The sequence below is a fragment of the Mesorhizobium metallidurans STM 2683 genome, from assembly GCF_000350085.1.
Lineage (GTDB): Bacteria > Pseudomonadota > Alphaproteobacteria > Rhizobiales > Rhizobiaceae > Mesorhizobium > Mesorhizobium metallidurans.
Genome location: NZ_CAUM01000168.1, coordinates 1 through 21388, shown reverse-complemented (window position 1 = coordinate 21388; position 21388 = coordinate 1). Strand labels below are relative to the sequence as shown.

The 21388-nt window shown below is 57.1% G+C and carries 18 protein-coding genes; 14 read left to right on the top strand and 4 right to left on the bottom strand.

Annotated features, from left to right (window positions below; all coding sequences use genetic code 11):
* Nucleotides 1-920: 920 nt before the first annotated feature.
* From ehuB to MESS2_RS28575, 5 genes are all read left to right on the top strand, one after another.
* Entirely contained in the window at nucleotides 921-1802 is an 882-nt protein-coding gene (gene ehuB / locus MESS2_RS28595; RefSeq protein ID WP_008878126.1) for an ectoine/hydroxyectoine ABC transporter substrate-binding protein EhuB, read from the top strand.
* 75 nt (nucleotides 1803-1877) lie between these two features.
* Complete coding sequence (gene ehuC / locus MESS2_RS28590) at nucleotides 1878-2549, top strand: ectoine/hydroxyectoine ABC transporter permease subunit EhuC (protein ID WP_008878125.1); 672 nt, start codon at nucleotides 1878-1880, stop codon at nucleotides 2547-2549.
* Entirely contained in the window at nucleotides 2546-3214 is a 669-nt protein-coding gene (ehuD, locus tag MESS2_RS28585; protein ID WP_008878124.1) for an ectoine/hydroxyectoine ABC transporter permease subunit EhuD, read from the top strand. The genes ehuC and ehuD overlap by 4 nt, the downstream gene beginning before the upstream one ends.
* A 101-nt stretch (nucleotides 3215-3315) precedes the next feature.
* Nucleotides 3316-4092: an ectoine/hydroxyectoine ABC transporter ATP-binding protein EhuA gene (ehuA, locus tag MESS2_RS28580; protein ID WP_040594229.1), complete on the top strand. Its 777-nt coding sequence runs from the start codon at nucleotides 3316-3318 to the stop codon at nucleotides 4090-4092.
* 126 nt (nucleotides 4093-4218) lie between these two features.
* Nucleotides 4219-4938: a maleate cis-trans isomerase family protein gene (locus MESS2_RS28575; RefSeq protein ID WP_008878122.1), complete on the top strand. Its 720-nt coding sequence runs from the start codon at nucleotides 4219-4221 to the stop codon at nucleotides 4936-4938.
* 118 nt (nucleotides 4939-5056) lie between these two features.
* Here the strand turns inward: MESS2_RS28575 and MESS2_RS28570 are convergent, their stop codons facing one another.
* From MESS2_RS28570 to MESS2_RS28555, 4 genes are all read right to left on the bottom strand, one after another.
* Nucleotides 5057-6514: an aldehyde dehydrogenase family protein gene (locus tag MESS2_RS28570; RefSeq protein ID WP_008878121.1), complete on the bottom strand. Its 1458-nt coding sequence runs from the start codon at nucleotides 6512-6514 to the stop codon at nucleotides 5057-5059.
* Nucleotides 6515-6651: 137 nt separating this feature from the next.
* A complete protein-coding gene (gene ectB / locus MESS2_RS28565; protein ID WP_008878120.1) occupies nucleotides 6652-7950 on the bottom strand; it encodes a diaminobutyrate--2-oxoglutarate transaminase in 1299 nt (432 codons plus the stop codon).
* Nucleotides 7951-8187: 237 nt separating this feature from the next.
* Entirely contained in the window at nucleotides 8188-9327 is a 1140-nt protein-coding gene (locus MESS2_RS28560) for a M20 family metallopeptidase (RefSeq protein WP_008878119.1), read from the bottom strand.
* Nucleotides 9328-9356: 29 nt separating this feature from the next.
* Nucleotides 9357-10571 carry an aminotransferase class V-fold PLP-dependent enzyme gene (locus MESS2_RS28555; RefSeq protein WP_008878118.1) on the bottom strand — a complete coding sequence of 405 codons (1215 nt, stop codon included), beginning with the start codon at nucleotides 10569-10571 and terminating at the stop codon, nucleotides 9357-9359.
* 146 nt (nucleotides 10572-10717) lie between these two features.
* On the opposite strand from MESS2_RS28555, the gene MESS2_RS28550 reads away from it, so the two are divergent.
* From MESS2_RS28550 to MESS2_RS28510, 9 genes are all read left to right on the top strand, one after another.
* Nucleotides 10718-11191: an Lrp/AsnC family transcriptional regulator gene (locus tag MESS2_RS28550; RefSeq protein ID WP_008878117.1), complete on the top strand. Its 474-nt coding sequence runs from the start codon at nucleotides 10718-10720 to the stop codon at nucleotides 11189-11191.
* Nucleotides 11192-11480: 289 nt separating this feature from the next.
* Nucleotides 11481-12659 (top strand): M24 family metallopeptidase, encoded by a 1179-nt coding sequence (locus MESS2_RS28545; protein WP_008878116.1) that lies wholly within the window; start codon nucleotides 11481-11483, stop codon nucleotides 12657-12659.
* A 407-nt stretch (nucleotides 12660-13066) separates the two neighbouring features.
* Nucleotides 13067-14734, top strand: a complete 1668-nt coding sequence (locus tag MESS2_RS28540; RefSeq protein WP_008878115.1) for an ABC transporter substrate-binding protein — start codon at nucleotides 13067-13069, stop codon at nucleotides 14732-14734.
* Between the two features lie 25 nt (nucleotides 14735-14759).
* Nucleotides 14760-15734, top strand: a complete 975-nt coding sequence (locus MESS2_RS28535) for an ABC transporter permease (protein WP_008878114.1) — start codon at nucleotides 14760-14762, stop codon at nucleotides 15732-15734.
* Nucleotides 15731-16663, top strand: a complete 933-nt coding sequence (locus tag MESS2_RS28530; protein WP_008878113.1) for an ABC transporter permease — start codon at nucleotides 15731-15733, stop codon at nucleotides 16661-16663. Before MESS2_RS28535 ends, MESS2_RS28530 begins: the two co-directional genes overlap by 4 nt.
* A complete protein-coding gene (locus MESS2_RS28525; protein ID WP_008878112.1) occupies nucleotides 16660-17667 on the top strand; it encodes an ABC transporter ATP-binding protein in 1008 nt (335 codons plus the stop codon). Before MESS2_RS28530 ends, MESS2_RS28525 begins: the two co-directional genes overlap by 4 nt.
* On the top strand, nucleotides 17660-18661 hold the full coding sequence (locus MESS2_RS28520) for an ABC transporter ATP-binding protein (RefSeq protein WP_008878111.1): 1002 nt from the start codon (nucleotides 17660-17662) through the stop codon (nucleotides 18659-18661). The genes MESS2_RS28525 and MESS2_RS28520 overlap by 8 nt, the downstream gene beginning before the upstream one ends.
* Nucleotides 18643-20715 carry a CocE/NonD family hydrolase gene (locus tag MESS2_RS28515; protein WP_244440109.1) on the top strand — a complete coding sequence of 691 codons (2073 nt, stop codon included), beginning with the start codon at nucleotides 18643-18645 and terminating at the stop codon, nucleotides 20713-20715. The genes MESS2_RS28520 and MESS2_RS28515 overlap by 19 nt, the downstream gene beginning before the upstream one ends.
* Before the next feature lie 280 nt (nucleotides 20716-20995).
* A partial coding sequence (locus MESS2_RS28510; protein WP_157357882.1) for an IS110 family transposase occupies nucleotides 20996-21388 on the top strand: 393 nt, incomplete at its 3' end.

Here is a 21388-nt window from a genome sequence, read left to right as displayed (position 1 = left end):
GCTAGCCGCGGAGTCGCCGCCCCGTGAAATGGGCGATGGCGCGTCTGGATCGTCGCCGTGACGTCGATCTTCGGGGACTCAGGTTTGTCCCGACGTGTTCGCGGCACGGTTAGGAACGCTCTGGAGTCTTTACCGGTCTTGTCGGGGGCATGAAGAGGCGAAGAGGCTAACGGCGACCCAAGAGGAAACACGACAGCGCTCTACTTCCTCTCATTCGGCAGCAATTCAGGAGACGATGCGCGAGGTCTCGGGGATAGGGAAACGAAACACGCATTCCCGGTTGACGCCACGGCTGTCGATCGCGCTACTGCCCTTTGCGATCACCTGTGATGCGGTGACCGACTTTGCCGAAGGGGCCGGAGTTCTTGATGTCAGTGTGATTGGGGCCGCGACGAGAGGCTATCATGCCGGCTAGAGCCATTGGCTTTATTGTCTAGACCAAGGTGCCGCGACATTCGCCGGCACCGGATACTCAACGTGGCCTGGTCTAGGAAAGACTACTTCGATGACCGCTAGGGTTATTTTGGCACGACGTAGATCCGCTTCCGCGTCTGGAAACGTGGCGTCTCCAGTATCCTCTGTCATGACCGATGGCAAGCTCACGGCGAAAAAGGAAAATCATTGCGCTCCAGCTAGCACGCTCGCAAAGCGATACACTCGAGCTAGATACGCGCGAATACTTCGAAGGAATGCGAGAAAAAGCCGGTTTTGTGCGTGCCGAGCACAGAAATCGGCACGATTACACATAGCGGGCTGATAGCCTACTAATCGGCGCAAAGATGCCCAGCTTCTACGGCAGCATCATTTGATGCCCCAGCCGGAAAGGGCTGAAAACACAAGGGGACTGCGGACACGGTAATAATCGTGCGGGACGCGATCGTCCTCGGTGAATACCGGCAGCAAACAATAGGAGAAGTAAGATGATCCATAATGCTCAATCCGGACAACATGGGATGATACGTCGAACAATGCTCAAAGGTGTGGCAGTGTTAGCCATGGCGCTAACTTTCACTCCTTTTGCCAGTGGGGCGTCGGCGCAATCGCTTATTGAGAAGATCAAGAAGGGCGACACAATTCGCATTGGATTTTCCAACGAAATTCCGTGGGCGTATCCAGGCCAGAACGGTGAGCCTTTGGGCTTTATCAACGCCATGACACTCGACCTTTTAAACAAGCTCGGGACCACGAAGATTGAGCCGGTCGCGACGGAATGGGGCTCGCTTGTGCCAGGTCTTCAGGCCGGTCGATTCGATATCATCACGGGAGGCATGTTTATCCTGCCCGAGCGCTGTCGAAACGTCCTCTTCTCCGAACCGTTGGGCAAGTTTGGCAGCGGGCTGCTGGTGGCAAAGGGTAATCCCGATAATCTGCATTCCTATGAGGATGTTCGTGACAAGGCAAAAGTGTTTACCACGGCATCAGGGTGGCTAGCTGTAAAGATAGCCAAGGACATAGGCATCCCCGATGACAAGCTCATGGAAGTTGCTGGCGCCCCTGAGGTTTTGCAAGCAGTGAAGTCAGGCCGCGCGGCTGCGGGCGGTGGTGACTACTTCACGCTGAGGAAGTACACGGAAGAAGACCCAAGCGTCGAGCTCGCGGATCCGTTCAAGGACCCGGTTCCACTCGGCTACCCGGCCCTCGCTTTCTTGCCCGACCAGCAGGACACCGTTGACGCCTTCAACGCCGCATTGAAAGAATACGCGGGGTCGGCCGAGATGATGGAATCGGTCCGGAAATACGGATATACCGAAAAGCAACTGCCACAGGGCGGTAGGTCCACTGCAGAGCTTTGCAAGGGTTGAGGTGGCGCAACCGCTTTCGCAAGGATTGGTATGCCTCCCCGGCTTGTGCCGGGGAGGCTCGGGCGGAGACATGAGATGAATGAATTTGCGCTGAGCTTGACGTTTTCAGCGCTGGCTCGTGGCTTGCTGGTAACCGCGGCCGTGACCATGGCTGCATCTCTGGTAGCGGTCACAATGGGACTGGTTGTCGGCCTTTGCCGGGTGTCGCCCAGACGCAGCGTGCGCTGGCCGGCCATTGTTTATATCGAGTTCTTTCGCGGCACCTCGCTGCTAGTGCAGCTGTACTGGTGGTTTTTCGTACTGCCGATCTTTGGCGTCGCGCTCTCACCCTGGACCGTCGCGATATTCGGGATTGGGGTCTGCGTGTCCAGTTATGGAGCTGAATTGGTGCGAGCAGCTATCCGGGCTGTCGATCGCGGGCAGTATGAGGCTAGCATAGCGCTGAATTTTTCGCGCGCCACCATGATGCGCCGGATAATTGTGCCGCAGGCCATCCGTGCCATGCTTCCTGCCTGGGGCACCCTACTTATCGAATTGCTTAAGGGAACGTCGCTTGTGTTCTTCATCACAATAAGCGAGTTTACCAGCTCTGCCAAATCGGCGGCCGATGCGACCGGAAACTACTTGTTCTTCTTCGCCATTGCGTTGTTGGGATATTACATAGTCGCCCGCGGGCTCATCACGCCCTTCGTTCGTTGGCTGGAAAGCCATTTATCGCGGGGTTTTGTCCGGATCACAGCGCCATGAACATCTGGGACTGGTCCTATGTATGGGATGCTTTCCCCTACCTTTATCGGGGGGCCATCGTTACTGTGCAGGCAACGCTCATCGGGTTCGGGGTCGCTCTGATCCTGGGTCTTGCAATCGCTCTGGTCCGCCAGTCATCCAATCGCATTGTTTCGACCGCGACGACCGAAGTGGTGGAGTTCATCCGCTCGACACCACTGCTTTTACAGGTATTCTTTGTTTACTACGTCGGCCCCCAGTTCGGGATCGTGATCTCTGCATGGGGTGTTGGCATAGGCGTGCTTGGCATCCATTACGCAGCGTACTGTTCAGAAGTTTACCGGGCCGGTATCGAAAACGTTGAGGGGGGACAGTGGGAGGCAAGCGTTGCCCTGAACCTTTCTCGGATCCGCACATGGCGCAAAATCATCCTGCCTCAGGCGATTCCGCCGATTGTACCGGGCTTGGGCAACTATTTCATAGGCATGTTCAAGGATACGCCCATCCTGGCCGCGATTGCGATTTTGGAAATGCTCCAACAAGCAAAAAACTTTGGGAGTAACAATTACCGTTACATCGAAGCGATTACGATGGCTGGCGCGTTTTATCTGGTATTCAGTCTGGTTGCCTCAGCGATGGTACATGCGGTGAGCATCTGGCTCAACCGCCGCTACCACCTGCAATAGAGGCCAGTATGATTGAGCACAATGTCCGGCTGGGAAAAATGATGACACGCAGTAAAGTCCTGGACCACCTCATTCGAGATAAGGACAATGTTAGCATTGCGATGACGCAGCCAATGGTCCGATTCGAGAATGTCACTAAGCGGTACGGGGCGCTGACGGTGCTCGACGGGCTTAACCTTGACATCGCCCGCAATGAGAAAGTCTCTATAATAGGGCCCTCGGGTTCTGGGAAGACTACGGTTCTCCGGATGCTCATGACCCTGGAACAAATCAATGGAGGGGTGATCTGGGTTGATGGCGAGCCGCTCACGCACATGAATAAGCACGGCCAACTTGTTCCTGCCAGTGAGCGTCATCTTCGACGTGTGCGAGCCAAAATCGGAATGGTCTTCCAGCATTTCAATCTTTTTCCGCATTTGACGGCTTTGCAAAATTGCATAGAGGCGCCTGTTTCGGTTCTCGGGCTTTCCCGCCAGGAGGCTGAAGCTAGAGGCGCTGAGCTTCTTGACATGGTGGGGCTTGGTGACAAGAAGAACCATTACCCCATCCAATTGTCGGGCGGCCAGAAACAACGGGTTGCGATCGCTCGCGCGCTGGCAATGCGACCCAAAGTCATGCTGTTTGATGAAGTTACATCGGCATTGGACCCGGAACTGGTCGGAGAGGTGCTGAATGTAATTCGCACTCTAGGCACCGAGCATGATCTCACCATGTTAATGGTCACACACCAGATGGCGTTCGCAAAAGAATTTTCCGACCGGGTGTGCTTTTTCCATGGTGGCAAAATTGCCGAACAGGGCACTCCCGACCAACTGTTTGGCGATCCGCAGAATGAGCGGACCAAGCAGTTTCTCAGTGCTGTGCTGGAAGCTCGCTAAAACGCACGATTTGCCGAGCTCGCCACGAATTGCAAATCACCATTTTATCGAGTTCGGGTGGTGTAATTATCTCCGCCGCCGCGGATTCGGTCACCGCGACTCGTATTTGGCTTAGGAGGACCGATAATGAATAGTTTGCGCATTGGAATCATATATCCATCCGACGGAACGCTAGATCGAGAGTTCTGGCATTTCGCGCCCTCGATCGCGACGATCCATGTGACCAGGGTGCGGTTTCCAGAGGGTCCGGTCAGCGCGGAAATGTACCGCTCTCAAATCAATGAACCGGACCTTGAGCAAGCAGCAGAGGCACTGCGCCCGATTTCGCCGGCCGCGGTGGCTTACGCCTGTACATCTGTCAGCTTCATAGGTGGGCACGCGGGGGATCGTTCGCTGCTGGAACGCATCTCGCATGGCGCGAAGGCTCCGACGACTTCGACATCCAGCGCTATCGTGGCTGCTTGTGAGGCTCTCGGTATAACGAAGATTGCGCTCGGCGCGCCTTATCACGCTGAAGTTACCGAGGAATTCGTACGCTATCTCGGCGAAGCCGGGGTGGTATCCTTGAGCACCCGGAGCCTGGAATTGGGCGCAAAAATCGGTGATGTCGAAGCCGCTGCGGTCATGCAGTTGGCCAAGGAAACCGATGTTCCCGAAGCTGAAGCCGTTGTGCTCGCGTGTACCGCGCTTCAGACACAGTCGGCAATCACGTTGCTTGAGCGCGTTCTCAACAAGCCTGTCATTACCGCCAATCAAGCCACTGTCTGGCATGCCTGCAGGATTGCGGGGTACCGCGGCAGTGACGGAGTCGGACGATTGTGGGGGGCTCAGCTCGCCCAAAAATAGTGACTGTTTGCTAACTAAGCCACTGCCCGAGACATTCGGAGCGGCGCAGGTCTTAAAGAGCGTGGGCCATATGTGGGATGCCGCCCCGTACAGAGCGACATCCCACAAACGGTGCCCATCAGCTAAGGAGGGGAGGCGATACTTTGATGCCGACATTCCGCGTCTGAACGTACCCATCCAGCGCTTCAACGCCTTTCTCGCGTCCGTAACCCGATTTGTTGATACCCCCGAACGGCGTCTCTACGCCGCTTACAAACCAGCCGTTCACATAGACGTGGCCGGCCCAGAGGCGGTCCGCGGTCCAGAGCGCCTTGTCAATGTCCCGCGTGAAGACTCCTGCAGCCAGACCCTGGTCTGTCCCGTTCGACAAGTTGACCGCCTCCTCGACGTTGTCGAAGGTGGTGACGGCCAAGACCGGTCCGAATGTTTCTTTGTGGAAGAGGGCACTATCGCTTCGGACGTCAGCAAAAACCGTTCCCGCCATGAAATATCCGTCGCGGTCGACCACGGTAGAGCCTCCGGTAACCAGCCGGGCTCCTTGTTCAATTGCCGTTTGGCATGCCTGTTCGACGCTGCTCCGCTGCCTTTGTGAAATCAGGGGTGTAATATCGCAGTTGTCGCGGCCGCAGCCCAGTGAGAGCCCCTTTACGTAGGCTTTCAGCTTGTCGGTCAATTCATCCGCGATGGTGCGGTCCACCAGGAGCCGCGTAAGGCCATTACAGTTTTGCCCGGCGTTCATAAAAGTCCCAATCCTGATGGATTCGAGGACCTCATCGAGGTTGGCATCCGCATGCACGATCGCCGCAGATTTGCCGCCAAGTTCCATGATACAGGGGACGATCCGTTCGGCTGCTGCTCTCAATACATTTTGTCCCGTTGCCATTGAGCCGGTGAAGACCAGATGGCGGACGCTCGCATTGTCGATTAGGGCCTGGCCTGCAATATGGCCGTATCCCGTGATCACATTGACCGCGCCGGCAGGCACGCCTGCCACTTCGCAGGCCTCGGCCATCGCTATTCCGGAGAGTGGGGCCAGCTCAGGCGACTTAACGACCACGGAGTTGCCGGTGGCGAGGGCACAGGCAAGCGAACGGGCGGTGAGTTCCAAGGGGAAGTTCCAAGGGACGATCTGACCGGAAACGCCGAATGGGCTCCGGATCGTATAGTCGACCAGGTTTGCCCCCCGAGGTATCGATCGTCCCTCGTGCTTGTCGGCGAGGCCCCCGTAGTAGCGCAGATAGCGCACGGTGGTCTGGACCTCGGACTCTGCAACGTTCAACGCTTTTCCGGTGTCGTCACAAAGCATCGTTGCAAGTTCGGAGCCACGCGCCTCCAGTGCATCCGCTATGCGAAAAAGCATGCGACCGCGGTCATAAGGGTGCATGTCGATCAGTACGCGCTCCTCGAAGACGCGTTGAGCGGCTTCAACGGCGAGTTCGACATCCTCGGGCCCCGCTTCTGCCACGATAGCGATGGTCTCGCCCGTTGCTGGGTTGTCTACCTCGATCCGACCACCTGTGGAGGCATCGCGCCATTCACCGTCTATATAGTTTTTGAGTACTTCGTCCCGGGCCATGTCTAATCCTTCATGTGTCCGCGTTGAGAACCACCGGGCACCGGATGGTCGAAAGAGGCCGCCCCAAGGCAGGCCTGTCAGTGAGAAGAGGGACAGAGGCCGTGCAGGGGGCATTTCCGAGGCCGCCGACCTTCCGGCTAGTTGAACTTGGCTGCCAGGGTACTGATGCTGTCACGGATAATGCCGAGGCCGCGGCGCAAGTCACCTTCAGTGATGGTCAACGCAGTCATGAACTTGACAACTTCGCCATAGGAGCCGGCCGTTTCGATCACCAGTCCGCGGGAAAGGGCTTCTTTGGAGACGGCCGACGCAAATGTGCGATGCTTGTCGCAAACGAGGCCGAACATGAGGCCGCGCCCTCTCACTGATAGACCGAGCGCAGGGAACGCATCGGCGATGGTCTTCAACTCGCCTTCCAGTACCGCAGACTTCCGGGCAATCTCGTCCTGGAACTTGGTATCCGACCAGAAAACATCGAATGCTGCCTTTGCAGTAACGAACGCAAGGTTGTTGCCCCTGAAGGTCCCAGTGTGCGCGGCCGGTTTCCACACGTCGATTTCTGGTCGGATAAGAACGAGCGACATCGGGGTTCCATAGGCCGACAGCGACTTGGACAGCGTGATGATATCCGGCACGATCCCCGACCATTCGAACGCAAAGAATTTGCCAGTGCGGCCGATACCAGCCTGGATCTCGTCGAGGATGAGCAGGATGCCGTGGCGCTTCGTGAGCTCCCGGAGCCGCCTAAGCCATTGTGTGCTTGCAATGTTGATCCCGCCCTCCCCCTGCACCGCCTCGAGGATGACGGCCGCCGGCTTATCCAAGCCGCTATTGGGATCATCGAGAAGCTTTTCGAAGTAATCCAGGGTGTCGATGCCCTCTCCAAGGTAGCCGTCGTAGGGCAGCATCGTGACATTGGCGAGCGAGATGCCGGACGCGGTGCGGAAGTCCTTGTAGCCCGTTGCGGCCAATGCTCCTGCGCTGACGCCATGGAAGCCGTTGGTAAAAGCTACAACGTTTGAGCTCCCGGTGGCCTGGCGTGCGAGCTTCAGAGCCGCCTCGACGGCGTTAGTACCGGTCGGTCCGGGAAACTGCAGCTTGTACTCGAGGCCGCGTGGCTGGAGGATATGCTTTTCGAAGGCTTCGATAAACGCCTTCTTAGCGTTCGTGGCGAGATCCAGGCTGTGGACGATGCCGTCGCGCTCTATGTAATCCAGAAGGGCCTGCTTGAACGCAGGGTTGTTATGGCCGTAGTTCAGGGCGCCTGCACCGCCGAAGAAGTCGATGTATTCTCGCCCGTCCGCCGCGATGAGAGTGGTGTTCAAACCTCGATCAAACAGAACCGGAAATGCCCTGACATAGCTGCGAACCTCAGATTCGAGCCGGTTAAAGGGTGCGAGGTCTGCATCAGAAGATGGGGTGAATGTCTTGTTCATGGGTGCGAGTTCCTTGTTGTCAGCCGGCGTTATCCCAAGGATACCGGAGCACATTTGCTTGCGTCCGTTCGGCATCAGCAAGCTTGACACGAAGGTAACAGGCGACCTGATGCCGCCTGCACTAAAAACCGGGATTACTCTTCATGAAACCTGCAAAATCTCGGCTCTTTGTGCATGTTTGTCGCGCGACGCGCGGCGAGTACGACAAAATTCAGCAAGCGTTGCCGGCTGAAGTACTCAGAAGTTCAGCATGATCTGCTGGTAGATTTCCACAGCCATATCGAGCTGATTGATCTCAATGAACTCGTTACTCGTGTGAGCCTGCGCCATGCTGCCGGGGCCTATGACAACACAGGGGATGCCGTCCAACTGGCTCGCATCCGTGCCCCACGGTGCTCCGATATAACTGCCCGTTCCCGCGACCCTCGCGCATGCTTCGGCTGCGACCATCGCGATCCGACTTCCTTCGGCGCTAGGTGGGGCCGGATCCTCGAGCGCGGGCAGGATTGAGCGAACCTTGATTTTGTCTGGCCCGTTTCGATATCCATCGAAGATGTTTTCGACTTCCTGCAATGCCTGCTGCGGCGGTTCGCCCGGAGTCAATCTGCGGTCAATCCAAATGCGGCACGCTGGTGGAACGGTTGTTAGCTCGATTCCTCCTTCGATGAGGCTAACGGTCAGGGCAGGGGGGCCCACTAGGACATTCTGGCGTTCGCTAAGGACCTTGTTGTGTTCGTCCAGCGCCAGCACAATCTTGGCCATTCCGGTGATCGCGTTGACGCCGAGATGCGGCCGTGACGAGTGAACTGGAATCCCTTCGACTTCCACCTGCCAGCGTACCGACCCTTTGTGGGCGACCACGAGTTCGAGGTTGGTGGGTTCGCCCACGACCGCCGCCTCGTAGGCAACGCCGGAATCCGCCACCGCTCGTGCGCCAATTTTTCTAAACTCTTCGTCGATACTAGCGACCAGCACGATCGTAGCCTTGGGCTTGCGCTCGCGCAAAGTGCTGAGCGCCGTAAGCATGGTTGCCAGCGAACCTTTCGTGTCACAACTCCCGCGACCATAGATCCGACCGTCGCGCACCTCTCCGGAAAATGGGTCTGACTCCCACTTATCGACGGGAACCGTATCTGTATGCGCGATGAAGAGGATGCGCCGGTTGGGGTCCTGCCCCGGCACCCAAGTTATGAAATTCGGGCGCCCGTCCTTCACGTCCTGCACATCAAAAGGGAGGTCACGCTGCCGGCAGTACTTCTCGAGGTAGCGGGCCACTTCAATTTCGCCGCTTCCGGTGGCCGCGAGCGAGGGGTTGATGCTCTCGATTCTGGTCAGGTCTTGGACGAGCGTGACCAGCTCTGGGTTTGCGGACGACATAAATGGCTCCTATCTGTGCAGGCCGCCGGTTACGCCGGGGCTTTTTTCCATCGCCGAGCGAGGTCGATGACATGATCGACCTCGTCAGCCGTGTTGTAGAGATGCAACGAGAAACGCAGCATTCCACGGCGCGCGGAAACAATGACCTTCCTCTCGGCCAGGTAGGCCTGCAGCGACCCAATGTTGATGTCGGACGCTGCGCCGCCGAGGCCCGACATGTCTCCAACCGCCACGATGCTTCCGGTATGGGTTCCAGGACGACCGCCGGCTACGGGCAGACCGAGATCGTGGAGACCGGCCGCGAGCCTTGCCGCCAATTCGCGGACGCTTCGGTCGATCGACGTTATACCGAAATCGCTGAGTTGCCTGATAGATGCATCGGCTGCGATCAGGCCTGGAAAATTGTAATGCCCAACATCGAAGCGCGCCGCGCCGGTCCGCATTTTGAAGACCTGTTCGATCGGTGCGGATTCCGGCGCATCACCCAGATCGACGCTAAAACGGCCAAGGTAGGTCGGCGTCAGCCTCTCGGCCCAGTCTCGGCGGCAGTAAAGGAAACCCGAGCCGTAAAGTCCCATCAATCCCTTGACGGTCGACACCGCCAGCCCATCCACACCCAATGCACTCACGTCCGTAGCAAGGATGCCGACGGACTGGGTCCCGTCAGCCAAAAGGAAGGCGCCTTTACTCCTGCAGGCCTCGGCAATGGGCGCGGTTTCCGTTCGGAAGCCCGGGACCATCGTGACAGTCGCCAGTGCAACGACGCGAGTTCGCTCATCGAGTGCTTTGGTGACAGCTCCCACCGGCAGCATGCCGTTTTCCGGCTCAATGGTACGGACCTCGACGCCATGCCGGGCCTTTATCTGCAGCCAGGGCAGGACATTGTTCGCGTGTTCGAGCTTCGGGCAGAGGACGACATTGTCGCCCGCCCTCCACTCGATCGCATTGGCGATGATATTGATGCCCTCAGAAGCGTTTTTGGTGATTGCGACTTCGTCGCTGGCAGCGCCAATAAACGTGGCAAACCGACCACGCGTGAGCTCAACATTGTGCAGTTGGGAATGCTCATCGTTGACACCGGCGAGACGCAAGTCGAGATGGGCGTCAAACGAGGTACGGGTGGTCTTTGAGATAAGACCCTGGTTGGCGACGTCCATGTAGATGAAGTCCGAGGTCGCGGGGAATTCGCGTCGGGCTTCTTCGATAGGCAACGGCTGCGTGTATCGGTGAAAGCTTTGGTCCAAGGATTCGATCCTTAAGCAAGAGGTCGATCGGGCGCAAATACGCCTGACCCCAAGATTTTAGGCTTTCTGGCTCGCCGTATTTCAGCTAAGATAGCCGTTTCGACGCATTTTTAGTGCACAAACCGTCCATCCATTGGAGTTTATCGATGGAGCTTGACCGCATCGATCGTAAAATTCTCAACGCTCTCCAGCTCAATAACAAGCTGACGATGGATGAACTGGGCGCGGTGGCGGGCATTTCTCCGACGGCATGCCAGCGGAGGGTCAAACGACTTCGCGATGATAAGGTGATTGAAGGCGACGTTTCGCTGGTTTCGCCTGAAGCTATCGGCCGCCCTTTAATGATGCTGGTATCAATCGATCTGGAGCGCGACCGCGCAGACATAATAGACCGCTTCAAACAGGCGATACGGCGGACGCCTGAGATCATGAGCGCCTACTTTGTGACGGGCAACGCCGACTTCATGCTAATCATCTCGGTCAAGGATCTTCAGGAGTACGACGCATTTACCCGCCGCTTCTTCTACGAAAACAACGACGTACGCGGGTTCAGCACAATGGTCGTGATGGACCGCACAAAATCGTCATTGGCTGTCCCGATTGACGTGGAGCGAGCCTAGCTGCCGGCGGTCGCTGGTTGTCTCACCGTCGCTTGGATTGTTAGCGCGGACAAAAGTGTTCCCTCGTGGACTTCGGTCTCTGTCTAACAACGGGCATCTACCGACAAAAAAGCAGTTGCGTGTGCAATATGGATTTGCATTCCGTTTGCCACAGCGACGGTTCCATGCGCCGAGCCCGCCCATAACGCAGGTTTTCTGCAACTCGAAGCTCTGTCCGGGGGAGGACTGCCTCTTCAGCGGTGCTATCTTCTGTCCAGCATATTAAATGGCTAGCTAAAAAAGGGCTCCGATGAAAGTTTCCGGCATTGACAGCGTAGTGGTCGAAAAAGACCTCGCTTTCACCATAGAGGAGTATAAACGGCGTCTGAATGCCGTCCGTAAGGGAATCGCGGCACGGCAGCTCGACCTTCTAGTCGTTACGATTCCTGAGAACATGCTCTATCTCAGTGGATACAACACGCTTGGCTACGCTTCCGCTCAATATCTACTCGTTCCGCTTGAGGGACAGCCCCTTCACATCACCCGTGGCATCGAGGAGGTGAATGTTCGAGCATACAGCTGGATTGACGACAGTTCCAGCTACATGGACCACGAAGTACCGCTCGAATTGCTGGCTGAAATACTGCGCGATCTGGGCTACGCGAAGTCAAAGATCGGATTCGAGAAAAAGGCCTGGTTCTTCTCTATCGCGGACTACGAAATGCTTAAGGCGCTACTTCCTGAAGTTCGCTTTGAGGACGGCTCAATGATCGTGGAAACGGTGCGCGTGGTGAAATCAGATGCCGAGCTGGATTATGTCCGACAGGCAGCTCGCATTGCGGAGGCGGGCATGGAAGCCGGCATCAACCAGATTAGAGCCGGGGTAAACGAAAATGAAATTGCGGCCGAGATTCAGCGAGTGGTGACGCTCAAGGGGAGCGAGTATCCTGGCTATCCACCTTTTGTCACCTCGGGCGTGCGCACAAGCTATGCGCACGGGACATGGTCCGGTCGCGTAATTGAGAAAGGCGACCCGGTATTTCTGGAACTTTCAGGCACCGTGCGGCGCTATAGTGCCGCCATTATGAGAGCTTCGGTGGTCAGTCCGGTCAATCGCGAACTCGAGAAAATGGAAGATGTCTCGCGCCGCGCTTTAGAGAACATGCTTGCCGGCATCCGCCCTGATCGCCCACTTGGGGAAGTGTGGGATATCTGGTCGAAAACCGTAAACGATGGGGGGTACGAGGGTCGCTTCAAGCGCACAGGATATTCCATCGGAATAAACTATCCGCCGGACTGGGGCGAAGGCCACATCCTCTCGTTCAAGAGAGGAGAGACTCGAACGCTTATGGCCAACATGGTTTTCCATATACCTTCGATGGTGAAGGCATTCGGTTTTGCAGATGTCGGCACCAGCGAGACAGTCCGTGTAACTGAGACCGGGTGTGAAATTCTAACAGACTACAAGCGCCAACTGTACGTGCGCTAAGTCACGGACTGCTGTGGTTCGTGTGCGGTGTCAAGGATTTGCCGTTGAGAAGCCCGTTGACCGACCCTAACGTTGATCACGCTTGGCGGCGCGCGGAACGTGCCGAGGGGGGTGCCATTCGCCTTTCGAATATGGTGCTACCCAGCGCAGAAATCGCCAATTCTGCGCAAAATTGGCGAAATAATGCAGGTTTCCTGCGTCGAATTTGGCCAATTCGTTAAAACGCGACCCTTCAAGCTGCTATTTTCAGCCAACGGGTGATCGGTGACGACATCAAGAAGGCCAGAAGGCTCCTGGGGTCGAGGGGCGATGCCCGTAGCTTATTGCTGAGGCGAACACGAAGGTGCGCGGCTTCTCCCGGCGGCTTGGAACTGGGCAGGTGACAGCCCTAACTAATGGAGGAAAGAATGAACAAGTGGTCAGTTGATCGTCGTGTCATTATCAAAGCGATGCTCATGGCATCGGCGGCGCCTTGGGCCCTGAATTCAAAGGCGTTCGCCTCAACATCGTGCGATGATCAAATCGTGCGCATCGGGGGAATCGCCGCCCCTGACACGTTGAATCCGTTCGCCTCCTATAGCAACTGGTGGCCGCTAGTCTTTACCTATGATCTTCTTGTATGCGTGGATGCGCAGCGCTACCCTGACCGGAAGGGATTTGCCAAAGCGTGGTCTGTGAGCGGTGACGGCCTCACATGGACTTTCAAAATCTGGCCTGGTTTGAAGTGGTCAGATGGCCACCCCGCTACGGCCAGAGACGCCGCCTTTACTTACAACTACATACGCAAGTCCATCGGAAATCCGGATGAGCTGAACGCCGGTTGGAATAGCACTGACGGACTGCAATACGTCGAAGCCATCACGGCTCTCGATGACGAAACCTTACAAATAGTCACGAAAGTCCCATCCCGCTGGCCAATTGACAACGGCATAATGATCGTCCCGGAGCATGTCTGGGAGGACATCAGCTACGCCGATGCCAAGGGCACCTTCCGCAATGACCCGCCGCTGGTAGGTACAGGACCTATGATCGTTTCGGAATTTCAGCAAGGTCAATTCGCCCGCTTCACGCCGAACCAGTACTTTCGCACGGGGCGCCCGGCGGCGGCCGGAATGGTCTTCCACTTCTTCAATACGGCCGATCCTATCGCCCAGGGTCTGAAGAGTGGCGACCTCGACTATGGCGTCAGCCTCACGGCTTCCCAGTGGGCCGATCTGTCGAAGGATTCTGCCATGACCTGCGGTCAATCCCGCGTTGAGCAACGAGACTATTTGGCCTTCAACACCGCCTCGGGTGACGGTGCAGGCAGTACCAAGGCCCTTCAGGATCCGGCATTTCGCGATGCGCTCGGCTACGCAATCGACCAAAAGGCGATTGTTGAGCGCGCTTATCGCGGTCACGCGGACCCCGGCGTGGGGTTGGTGATGCCCGCGGCGGCCGATTACTATTCGGACCTGAGCGACATCAGACGTCACTTCGATCTCGCCGGTGCTGCACGTCGCCTCGATGCGGCGGGGTATCGTGATAAGGATGGAGATGGCATACGGGAGGACAAGGAGGGAAACCCCTTCCAGCTTGAACTGATTACCGGAACGTCCTCGGGTGCCCTGGAAATCCCGATCGCGGTCGTGCAGCTGATCGCAGGCTGGTTCAGCCAAATAGGCATACCTGTATCAGTGACTCAACTCGACTCCGGCGCGCTTGGCGCCCGCACGGAAGCGCCCGCGAGGGGTGGCGGAGGCTGGGACCTGCACGTTTCTGCGGGCTGGCGCGGTCCCGACCCTCGTTCTCTGCTCAGCATAGGCAAAACCGGAGAACCCAACAACACGTCATACTGGAGCAATGACAAGTTCGATCGGCTTTTGTCTCAAGTCGATGTCACTGTAGACCTTAAAAGAAGCCGGGAGTTGGTGGATCAAGCATCGCGTCTGATTTATACGGAAGCGCCCTATATAATACTATCTTACCCCTTGGTGCTCGAGGCCCGCCGCAACGATTGCTTCAAAGGTTGGGGTACAAAGGATATGATGTCGATGTGGGGCTACTTTCCATTTGATCGCTTGAAGCCGGCGTGAAGTGGCTCCGATAAGGAGAGGCGAGATGAGCCGGCGCATTTTTCGGATTGTATTCAGGGCGCTTGGGACCCTGCTAACGGTGGCAATTTTAAACTTCATATTGTTCAGGATCGTTCCCGGCGACCCCGCCCAGCTTCTATTGGCCGGTGCTCGGACCAGCGTAACTGTTCAGCAGATGGACGCGCAGCGCGCGCGGTGGGGCCTTGATCGGCCGCTATTCCCGGACCAAGTGGTCGACTACTTGTCGGCAACTCTCCACGGCGATCTCGGCTACAGCTTCAAGTTCAGGGGCAGGCCTGTCGCTGATCTAATCCTGGAGCGCCTGCCCGCCACCATTGTCCTGGTGGGCTTGGCCCAGATGATTGCTATCCTTTGTGGGGTCCTGTTCGGCATCTATGCGGGGTGGCGCAGGGGAGGAGCCGTCGATCGTATCGCCACGGGTGCCTCGATGGCGCTCTACACTATGCCGTCTTTCTGGCTTGCTATGGTGCTGGTCGTGATTTTTAGTACGGGCTTGGGCTGGCTCCCGGGCTATGGCATCTATTCACCGGGCGCCAATATCGGTTCCACTGACAGGTTCCTCGACTACTTGCGGCATCTCGTGCTTCCGGTCACCGCCTTGGCCCTTGGACTGATCGGGCAATACGTTGTTGTCGCGCGTGCTGCGATGAGCGAGGTTGTCACGGAAGACTATATGGTGACCGCTCGCGCCAAAGGGCTGACCAATGGTCAAATGCTGATGCGTCATGCATTTCGCAATGCAATGCTGCCGGTCGTAACTCTGATCACCCTTAATCTCGGCTACGTGGTCGCCGGCGCCATCACGGTCGAAGCCGTCTTCGCCTGGCCGGGGATCGGCGGGCTCACGGTCGAAGCGCTCAATGCACGGGACTACCCTGTCCTCCAAGGAATATTCCTGTTGCTTGGAGCCTCGATTGTTCTAGCAAACCTCATAGCCGATCTTGCCTACGGTCTTCTTGATCCGAGGGTCCGACAATGAGTGAAAGTACAGTTCGTTATTCTCCGCGAGGCCGGGCCGGCGCGATAAAAGGCTTTCTGCGTCGATTTCTCGGGTACGGCGGTGCTCAGGTCGGCCTTGTATGTCTGATGTTCTTTCTGATAGTGGCAGCCGTCCCCGGTATTCTGGTGGGACCGCTCCAGACCGCAATCAACGCAACCGGCGATTTCCTCGTTCCACCATCAAGCCAGCACCTGCTGGGGACCGATGAGGTGGGGCGGGACGTGCTCAATCTGGTCGTCCATGGTGCCCGGATCTCGCTCACGATTGCTCTCCTAGCGACTGTTATCAGTCTCGTCCTCGGGACTACGATAGGGATGACGGCGGGCTACTATGGTGGCCGGGCCGACGTCTGGCTGATGCGCTTGACGGACTTCTTTTTCGTCATGCCGTCCTTCGTGCTGGCGCTGGTCATTACACCCGTGGTTCTCGAGGTGATGGGGCGTGGCGGAGAAATCCTCGGCCTCCGTCCTTCTCTTTTCGTGATCATTGTCGTTATCGGGATGACAAGTTGGGCCTTCGTCGCCCGTATCGTTCGCAGCCAGACACTGTCGCTCAAGGAGCGAACATTCATTGATCGCGCACGTATCGCGGGCAGCAGCAATCTCAGCATCATGGTCCGGCACCTTCTCCCCAATCTCGTGCCGCAAATCGGAGCCAATGGTGCTCTGGTCGTGGCCGGCGCAATCTATGTCGAGACATCGCTCTCGTTCCTCGGGCTGGGTGATCCGTTGCAGCCTTCATGGGGCACTTTGCTTTCGCTGGCTCAACGCGCCGGCGCGGCCAGTGCTGGAGCCTGGTGGTGTCTCGGCGCCCCCGGAGTGTGCGTCCTCATGGTTTCGCTTAGCTTCGTCCTGATTGGCAATGCCCTCGACGACACGTTCAACCCACGACGGCGGGTGATTCCATGACAGGCTCCTCCCAGGACAAAGCTTGGCTTCTGGAAGTCAATGGGCTCTCTGTTGACTATGGGCTGAAGGGGGTTTCATCGCGTGCGATCGAAAGCGTGAGCTTCGCGCTGCGAGCCGGAGAGGCCGTTGGTCTGGTCGGAGAGTCGGGCAGTGGCAAGACTACGACCGCTATGGCGATTGCGGGTCTGCTATCGCCCAACGCCAGGGTCAGCAGCGGCGATGTGCGTTATCGCGGCAACCGACTGCCGATCGATGATGATGCGGCGATGCGGCCACATCGGTGGAGCGAAACATCCGTTGTCTTCCAAGGCGCGATGAATGCACTTAATCCCGTTCACCGCATCATCAAGCAGATCGCCGAGCCGTGCATGCTGAAGCTTGGTATGTCGCGTGGTGAAGCGACCACGCGGGCAAGAGAATTGCTCGAACTCGTCGGCATTCCGGCCGATCGCGGCACGGCCTATCCCCACGAGTTGTCGGGCGGTATGCGCCAAAGGGTGATGATTGCCATGGCGCTCGCATGTCGCCCTTCGATCGTCATCGGCGATGAACCCACTACAGCGCTCGACGTCATTACGCAGGCTCAGATCCTTAAGCTGCTGGGTGAGTTGCGATCGCAACTCAATCTTGCTTTGATTCTGATCACCCACGACCTTTCTATAGTGGCTGAGGCTTGTGACCGCGTCATGATCATGTACGCCGGCCGGATCGTCGAGGACGGCACAGTCGCCGAGATCTTCGCCAGACCTAAGCACCCGTACACCAGACTGCTGATCGACTCGATCCCCAACCCAGCTAATGGAAAAAAGGTGATCCGGCCAATACCGGGTGATCCCCCCAACTTGGTGATTCGACCCTCAGGCTGCGCTTTTCATCCACGTTGCCCCTCGGTCATGGGCGTTTGCGGGACCGAAGTTCCCAGCCTCTATAAGCTCGGGCAGGGACGTGTGGCCTGCCACATGTACGAGTCATCACAAAAAGACAAGGTTGCAGCCCATGCCTGACACCGCCGACGTTCTGTGTCTGGAGAGCCTGCATGTCCATTTTCCTATCCAGGGCAGGCTGTTCGACCGGCTCCGGGGCCGACCTGCTGGCGCCGTGCGCGCGGTGGACGGAATCGACCTCAACATTGGACGGGGCGAGATTGTCGCCCTCGTCGGAGAATCGGGAAGCGGCAAGACGACTGTGGGGCGCGTCATCACCAAGCTTGCGCAGCCAACAGGCGGCAGAATGCTGTTCGACGGCCGCGACATGACGTCGGTTCAAGGGTCGTCGGCTCTGCGTCCTTATCGGCATCGCGTGCAGATGATCTTCCAAGACGCTTACCAAGCCCTCAACCCGCGACACACCGTATTTGATATAGTGGCGGAGCCACTGCGATCACTGCGGTTGGTCGAGGATGGCAAACAGTTAGCAGAGCGAGTTGGCGAGGCTTTGGCATCGGCCGGCCTTAATCCTCCTGGTGATTTCTTCGCTCGCTTCCCCCACGAATTATCCGGCGGGCAGCGGCAGAGGGTCGTGATTGCCGGAGCGCTTGCCGTCAGGCCGGAGCTCATTGTCGCTGACGAGCCCGTGTCGATGCTGGATGTCTCGATACGCGCACAGATTCTTCAGGTTCTAGTTGACCTGCGCGCAAAGCACAACATGGCGCTGCTATTCATCACCCACGACCTGCCACTGGCCTGGCTCATCGCTGACAGGATTGCCGTCTTGTATCTTGGAAAGTTGGTAGAAATCGGCAGCGCAGACGAGGTCACGTTCAACCCCCGGCATCCGTATACCGTTGCCTTGCGTAACGCCACTCCGCAGATTGGCGGCAACGTAGGTCGCGCCGAGCTGCCAGCCCTACAAGGTGAGGTTCCAAGCGCCGCACGCGTGCCGAAGGGCTGTCGTTTCCATCCGCGTTGCCCGGTGGCGTTTGACCGTTGCCGGGAAGAGGAACCGCCGCCCGTCGAAGTCGGGTCGGGCCACACGGCCGCATGCTGGCTCGCCACGTAACGCCAGTTTGTCAGGACTGCCCCGTTCGTCAGCTGGGACCCGCAATCGAGAAGAAATGGGGAGTCGAACTTTGCGTCGTTGCCCAAGATGGGGGCCACCGTGGCAGTCTCCATACCCTTGCATCGGCCGATGAACGATTGCGAGCTTATTGCGAAGAGCAAAGGGAATATTTGAATGCAAAGCGGATGATTTGGTCACACTTAAGTTTTATCTATTCTGCGATGCCAACGCCACCTAAAAGCAAACTGGAAGGTACTTCTATGAGAAGAAGTCAGGCCCTAGACTTGGCGGAAGATGACGTAGTACGCGACATCGGCTATGTATCTACACAAGATGGTACGCGCATAGCCTATATTTCGTACCGCCCCAAGTCTGGCCGCTACCCTACAATCTTACTTTATGATCCATATACGGCGAGTGCCACACGGTTCCTGGAGGCGAAGGAATTCCTCGACGCGGGCTACGCGTTTGTGGGTGCCAACATGACCGCTACAGGTAGCTCGGAGGGTATTGTCGACCATTGGTACACGCGAAAAGAAGGAGTGCATGGCGCCGAAGTGGTCGAGTGGATCGCTTCACAGCCCTGGAGCGACGGTAATGTAGGAATGATTGGTAACTCATCAGCGGGGTCAAGTCAGCTTTGGGTCGCAGCAGAAAACCCCCCCCACTTGAAGGCTATTGTCCCGACCGGGATCGAAGATGACTATGTAAATCACGAATACATAGGTGGTGTGCCGCAGCCGATGCTTGTAGAGTGGGCTTTTAGGACCCAGTTCCTATCTGCTTTGCCCGGCATACAGTGGCGCATCAAGCAAGGAGACACCGAGTGCAATCAAATTCTTAAGAGCGGTAGACAGTCAATCAAAAAGCCTTTTTATGAAGAAATGCTAAAGCATCCATTTAAGGATGAATGGTGGGATCAGGTGTCTCCGGTCCGTCAAGACGTTGCAGGCAAGATCAATGTCCCGACCTTGATTGTTGCAGCGTTTCAGGATTACGGCGCTACGGCCGAAAGCATCAAGATATTCATACAGCAAATGGTCAAGGTGAACTACAAGAAGCTCGTCATGGTAAATGGCGATCATGGGAGCGCCGGACCTGGACCAAGCGGGTACAGCATTGTAGATGCAGAGCGGATGAAATTCCTCGACCGTTGGGTGAAGGGCGTGAAGAATGGCGTAGAAAACGATCCGCCAGTAACTGTGTATTGGGAGGTTAAGGTACCCGAAAGAAATTCCAAGAAGTCAGTTGCTGGGTGGGTTACACATCACGAGACTTGGCCTGATCCTGCTGTCGAGCGACGTCGCTTGTATTTGACGGGCGATGCAAAGCTGTCTCCTGACCATCCCCGCGCTACCCCAGACGACGGAGCGCGCCTCTATCTGTACCCGATCGGTGTAGAGCAGATTTTTGATAATGAACAGTTCGCGGTGGAACCGCGCTCCGCTGGTGTTTTGAATTATAGAACGGCTGCGGCGACGTCGGATATGACGTTGCTTGGCAATCCCGAAGTAACAATATATATCAGTATTGGCAGGGGCGATGATGCGGACATCGCATTAACGCTGAAAGACATTGATCCCAATGGAAATGTGCTCTTCCTTCAGTCGGGCCTTCGACGCGCATCATTTCGCGAAATCGACGAAGTGCAATCATACGCTGACGAGGTGGTGCCTACGTTCCGCAAAGATGAGAAGCTCAAACCAGGAAAGATTTATGAAATTCGGATGTCCTTGATCGGGCCCATAGCGCATGTGGTGCGGAGTGGTCATTGTCTCGAACTGACTATCGCAGCACCGAGCGCTATCATGGGCCTCCCGGCTGGCGCAATTTCGGTCAATAGAGTCTATCACTCAGAGAAGTACCCCTCGAATATTCTGCTCCCCATTCTTCGTAGCGCGGTTATCAAAGCGCCGCCACCGGAACTTGGCCAGTTACTAGGCCAGCCTTGGCGCAAGGGAACCAGTTTCGTCGCCGGAGGCTTACTGCCAACCCATGAACTCATAGAGACTGCGGCCGAAACCGGCTCGCTTGACCATAAGCGCCCAACATAACGAAATATGGGCCTCGATTTGAATCGCAAGCGTTTTGGGCGCAAACGCCGTAGGCCTGTAGCAAAATCATTTGCCCGAACGTTTTTCGCCGCTGCGCCGGTCCTCCCATATTGACCAGCGTTCAGCGCGGCCCGCCCTGCCGGTTTCCTCCCGATCGGCAGGGCACTTCTCAGGGTAAGACCGTATGTCCGCTTCTGCCGGTGAGGTGGCTCGCCCTACACTGCGCGTCCGAGGGTTGCTCGGGCGGGCCGAGCCGATCCTCATCACAGGAGGACGAGCCGTGGCAGATTATAGGGAAGCATTTGTCGGAATCGATGTTGCGAAGCAGAGGAATGCCGTCGCGATTGCGGAAGCCGGCCGGGAGGGAGAGGTTCGCTTCTTCGGCGAGGTCGACGCATCGGATACGAGCATGCGCCGCGTTATCCAACGGATCGCCGCCAGGTTCGATCGGATCCACCTCTGCTACGAGGCGGGCCCAACCGGCTATGGCCTCTACCGGCTGATCCGTTCCCTTGGCCATGAATGCACCGTAGTCGCGCCATCGCTGATTCCAAGGAAACCTGGCGATCGGGTGAAGACGAACCGCCGGGATGCTCTTTCATTGGCAAGGCTGCTGCGCGCCGGCGAGCTGACCGCGGTGTGGGTCCCCGATGAAGACCACGAAGCCATGCGC

Coding starts and splice junctions, on each gene's coding strand:
- ehuB (WP_008878126.1), top strand. CDS start 921: ATGATCCATAATGCTCAATCCGGACAACATGGGATGATACGTCGAACA.
- ehuC (WP_008878125.1), top strand. CDS start 1,878: ATGAATGAATTTGCGCTGAGCTTGACGTTTTCAGCGCTGGCTCGTGGC.
- ehuD (WP_008878124.1), top strand. CDS start 2,546: ATGAACATCTGGGACTGGTCCTATGTATGGGATGCTTTCCCCTACCTT.
- ehuA (WP_040594229.1), top strand. CDS start 3,316: ATGACGCAGCCAATGGTCCGATTCGAGAATGTCACTAAGCGGTACGGG.
- MESS2_RS28575 (WP_008878122.1), top strand. CDS start 4,219: ATGAATAGTTTGCGCATTGGAATCATATATCCATCCGACGGAACGCTA.
- MESS2_RS28570 (WP_008878121.1), bottom strand. CDS start 6,514: ATGGCCCGGGACGAAGTACTCAAAAACTATATAGACGGTGAATGGCGC.
- ectB (WP_008878120.1), bottom strand. CDS start 7,950: ATGAACAAGACATTCACCCCATCTTCTGATGCAGACCTCGCACCCTTT.
- MESS2_RS28560 (WP_008878119.1), bottom strand. CDS start 9,327: ATGTCGTCCGCAAACCCAGAGCTGGTCACGCTCGTCCAAGACCTGACC.
- MESS2_RS28550 (WP_008878117.1), top strand. CDS start 10,718: ATGGAGCTTGACCGCATCGATCGTAAAATTCTCAACGCTCTCCAGCTC.
- MESS2_RS28545 (WP_008878116.1), top strand. CDS start 11,481: ATGAAAGTTTCCGGCATTGACAGCGTAGTGGTCGAAAAAGACCTCGCT.
- MESS2_RS28540 (WP_008878115.1), top strand. CDS start 13,067: ATGAACAAGTGGTCAGTTGATCGTCGTGTCATTATCAAAGCGATGCTC.
- MESS2_RS28535 (WP_008878114.1), top strand. CDS start 14,760: ATGAGCCGGCGCATTTTTCGGATTGTATTCAGGGCGCTTGGGACCCTG.
- MESS2_RS28530 (WP_008878113.1), top strand. CDS start 15,731: ATGAGTGAAAGTACAGTTCGTTATTCTCCGCGAGGCCGGGCCGGCGCG.
- MESS2_RS28525 (WP_008878112.1), top strand. CDS start 16,660: ATGACAGGCTCCTCCCAGGACAAAGCTTGGCTTCTGGAAGTCAATGGG.
- MESS2_RS28520 (WP_008878111.1), top strand. CDS start 17,660: ATGCCTGACACCGCCGACGTTCTGTGTCTGGAGAGCCTGCATGTCCAT.
- MESS2_RS28515 (WP_244440109.1), top strand. CDS start 18,643: ATGCTGGCTCGCCACGTAACGCCAGTTTGTCAGGACTGCCCCGTTCGT.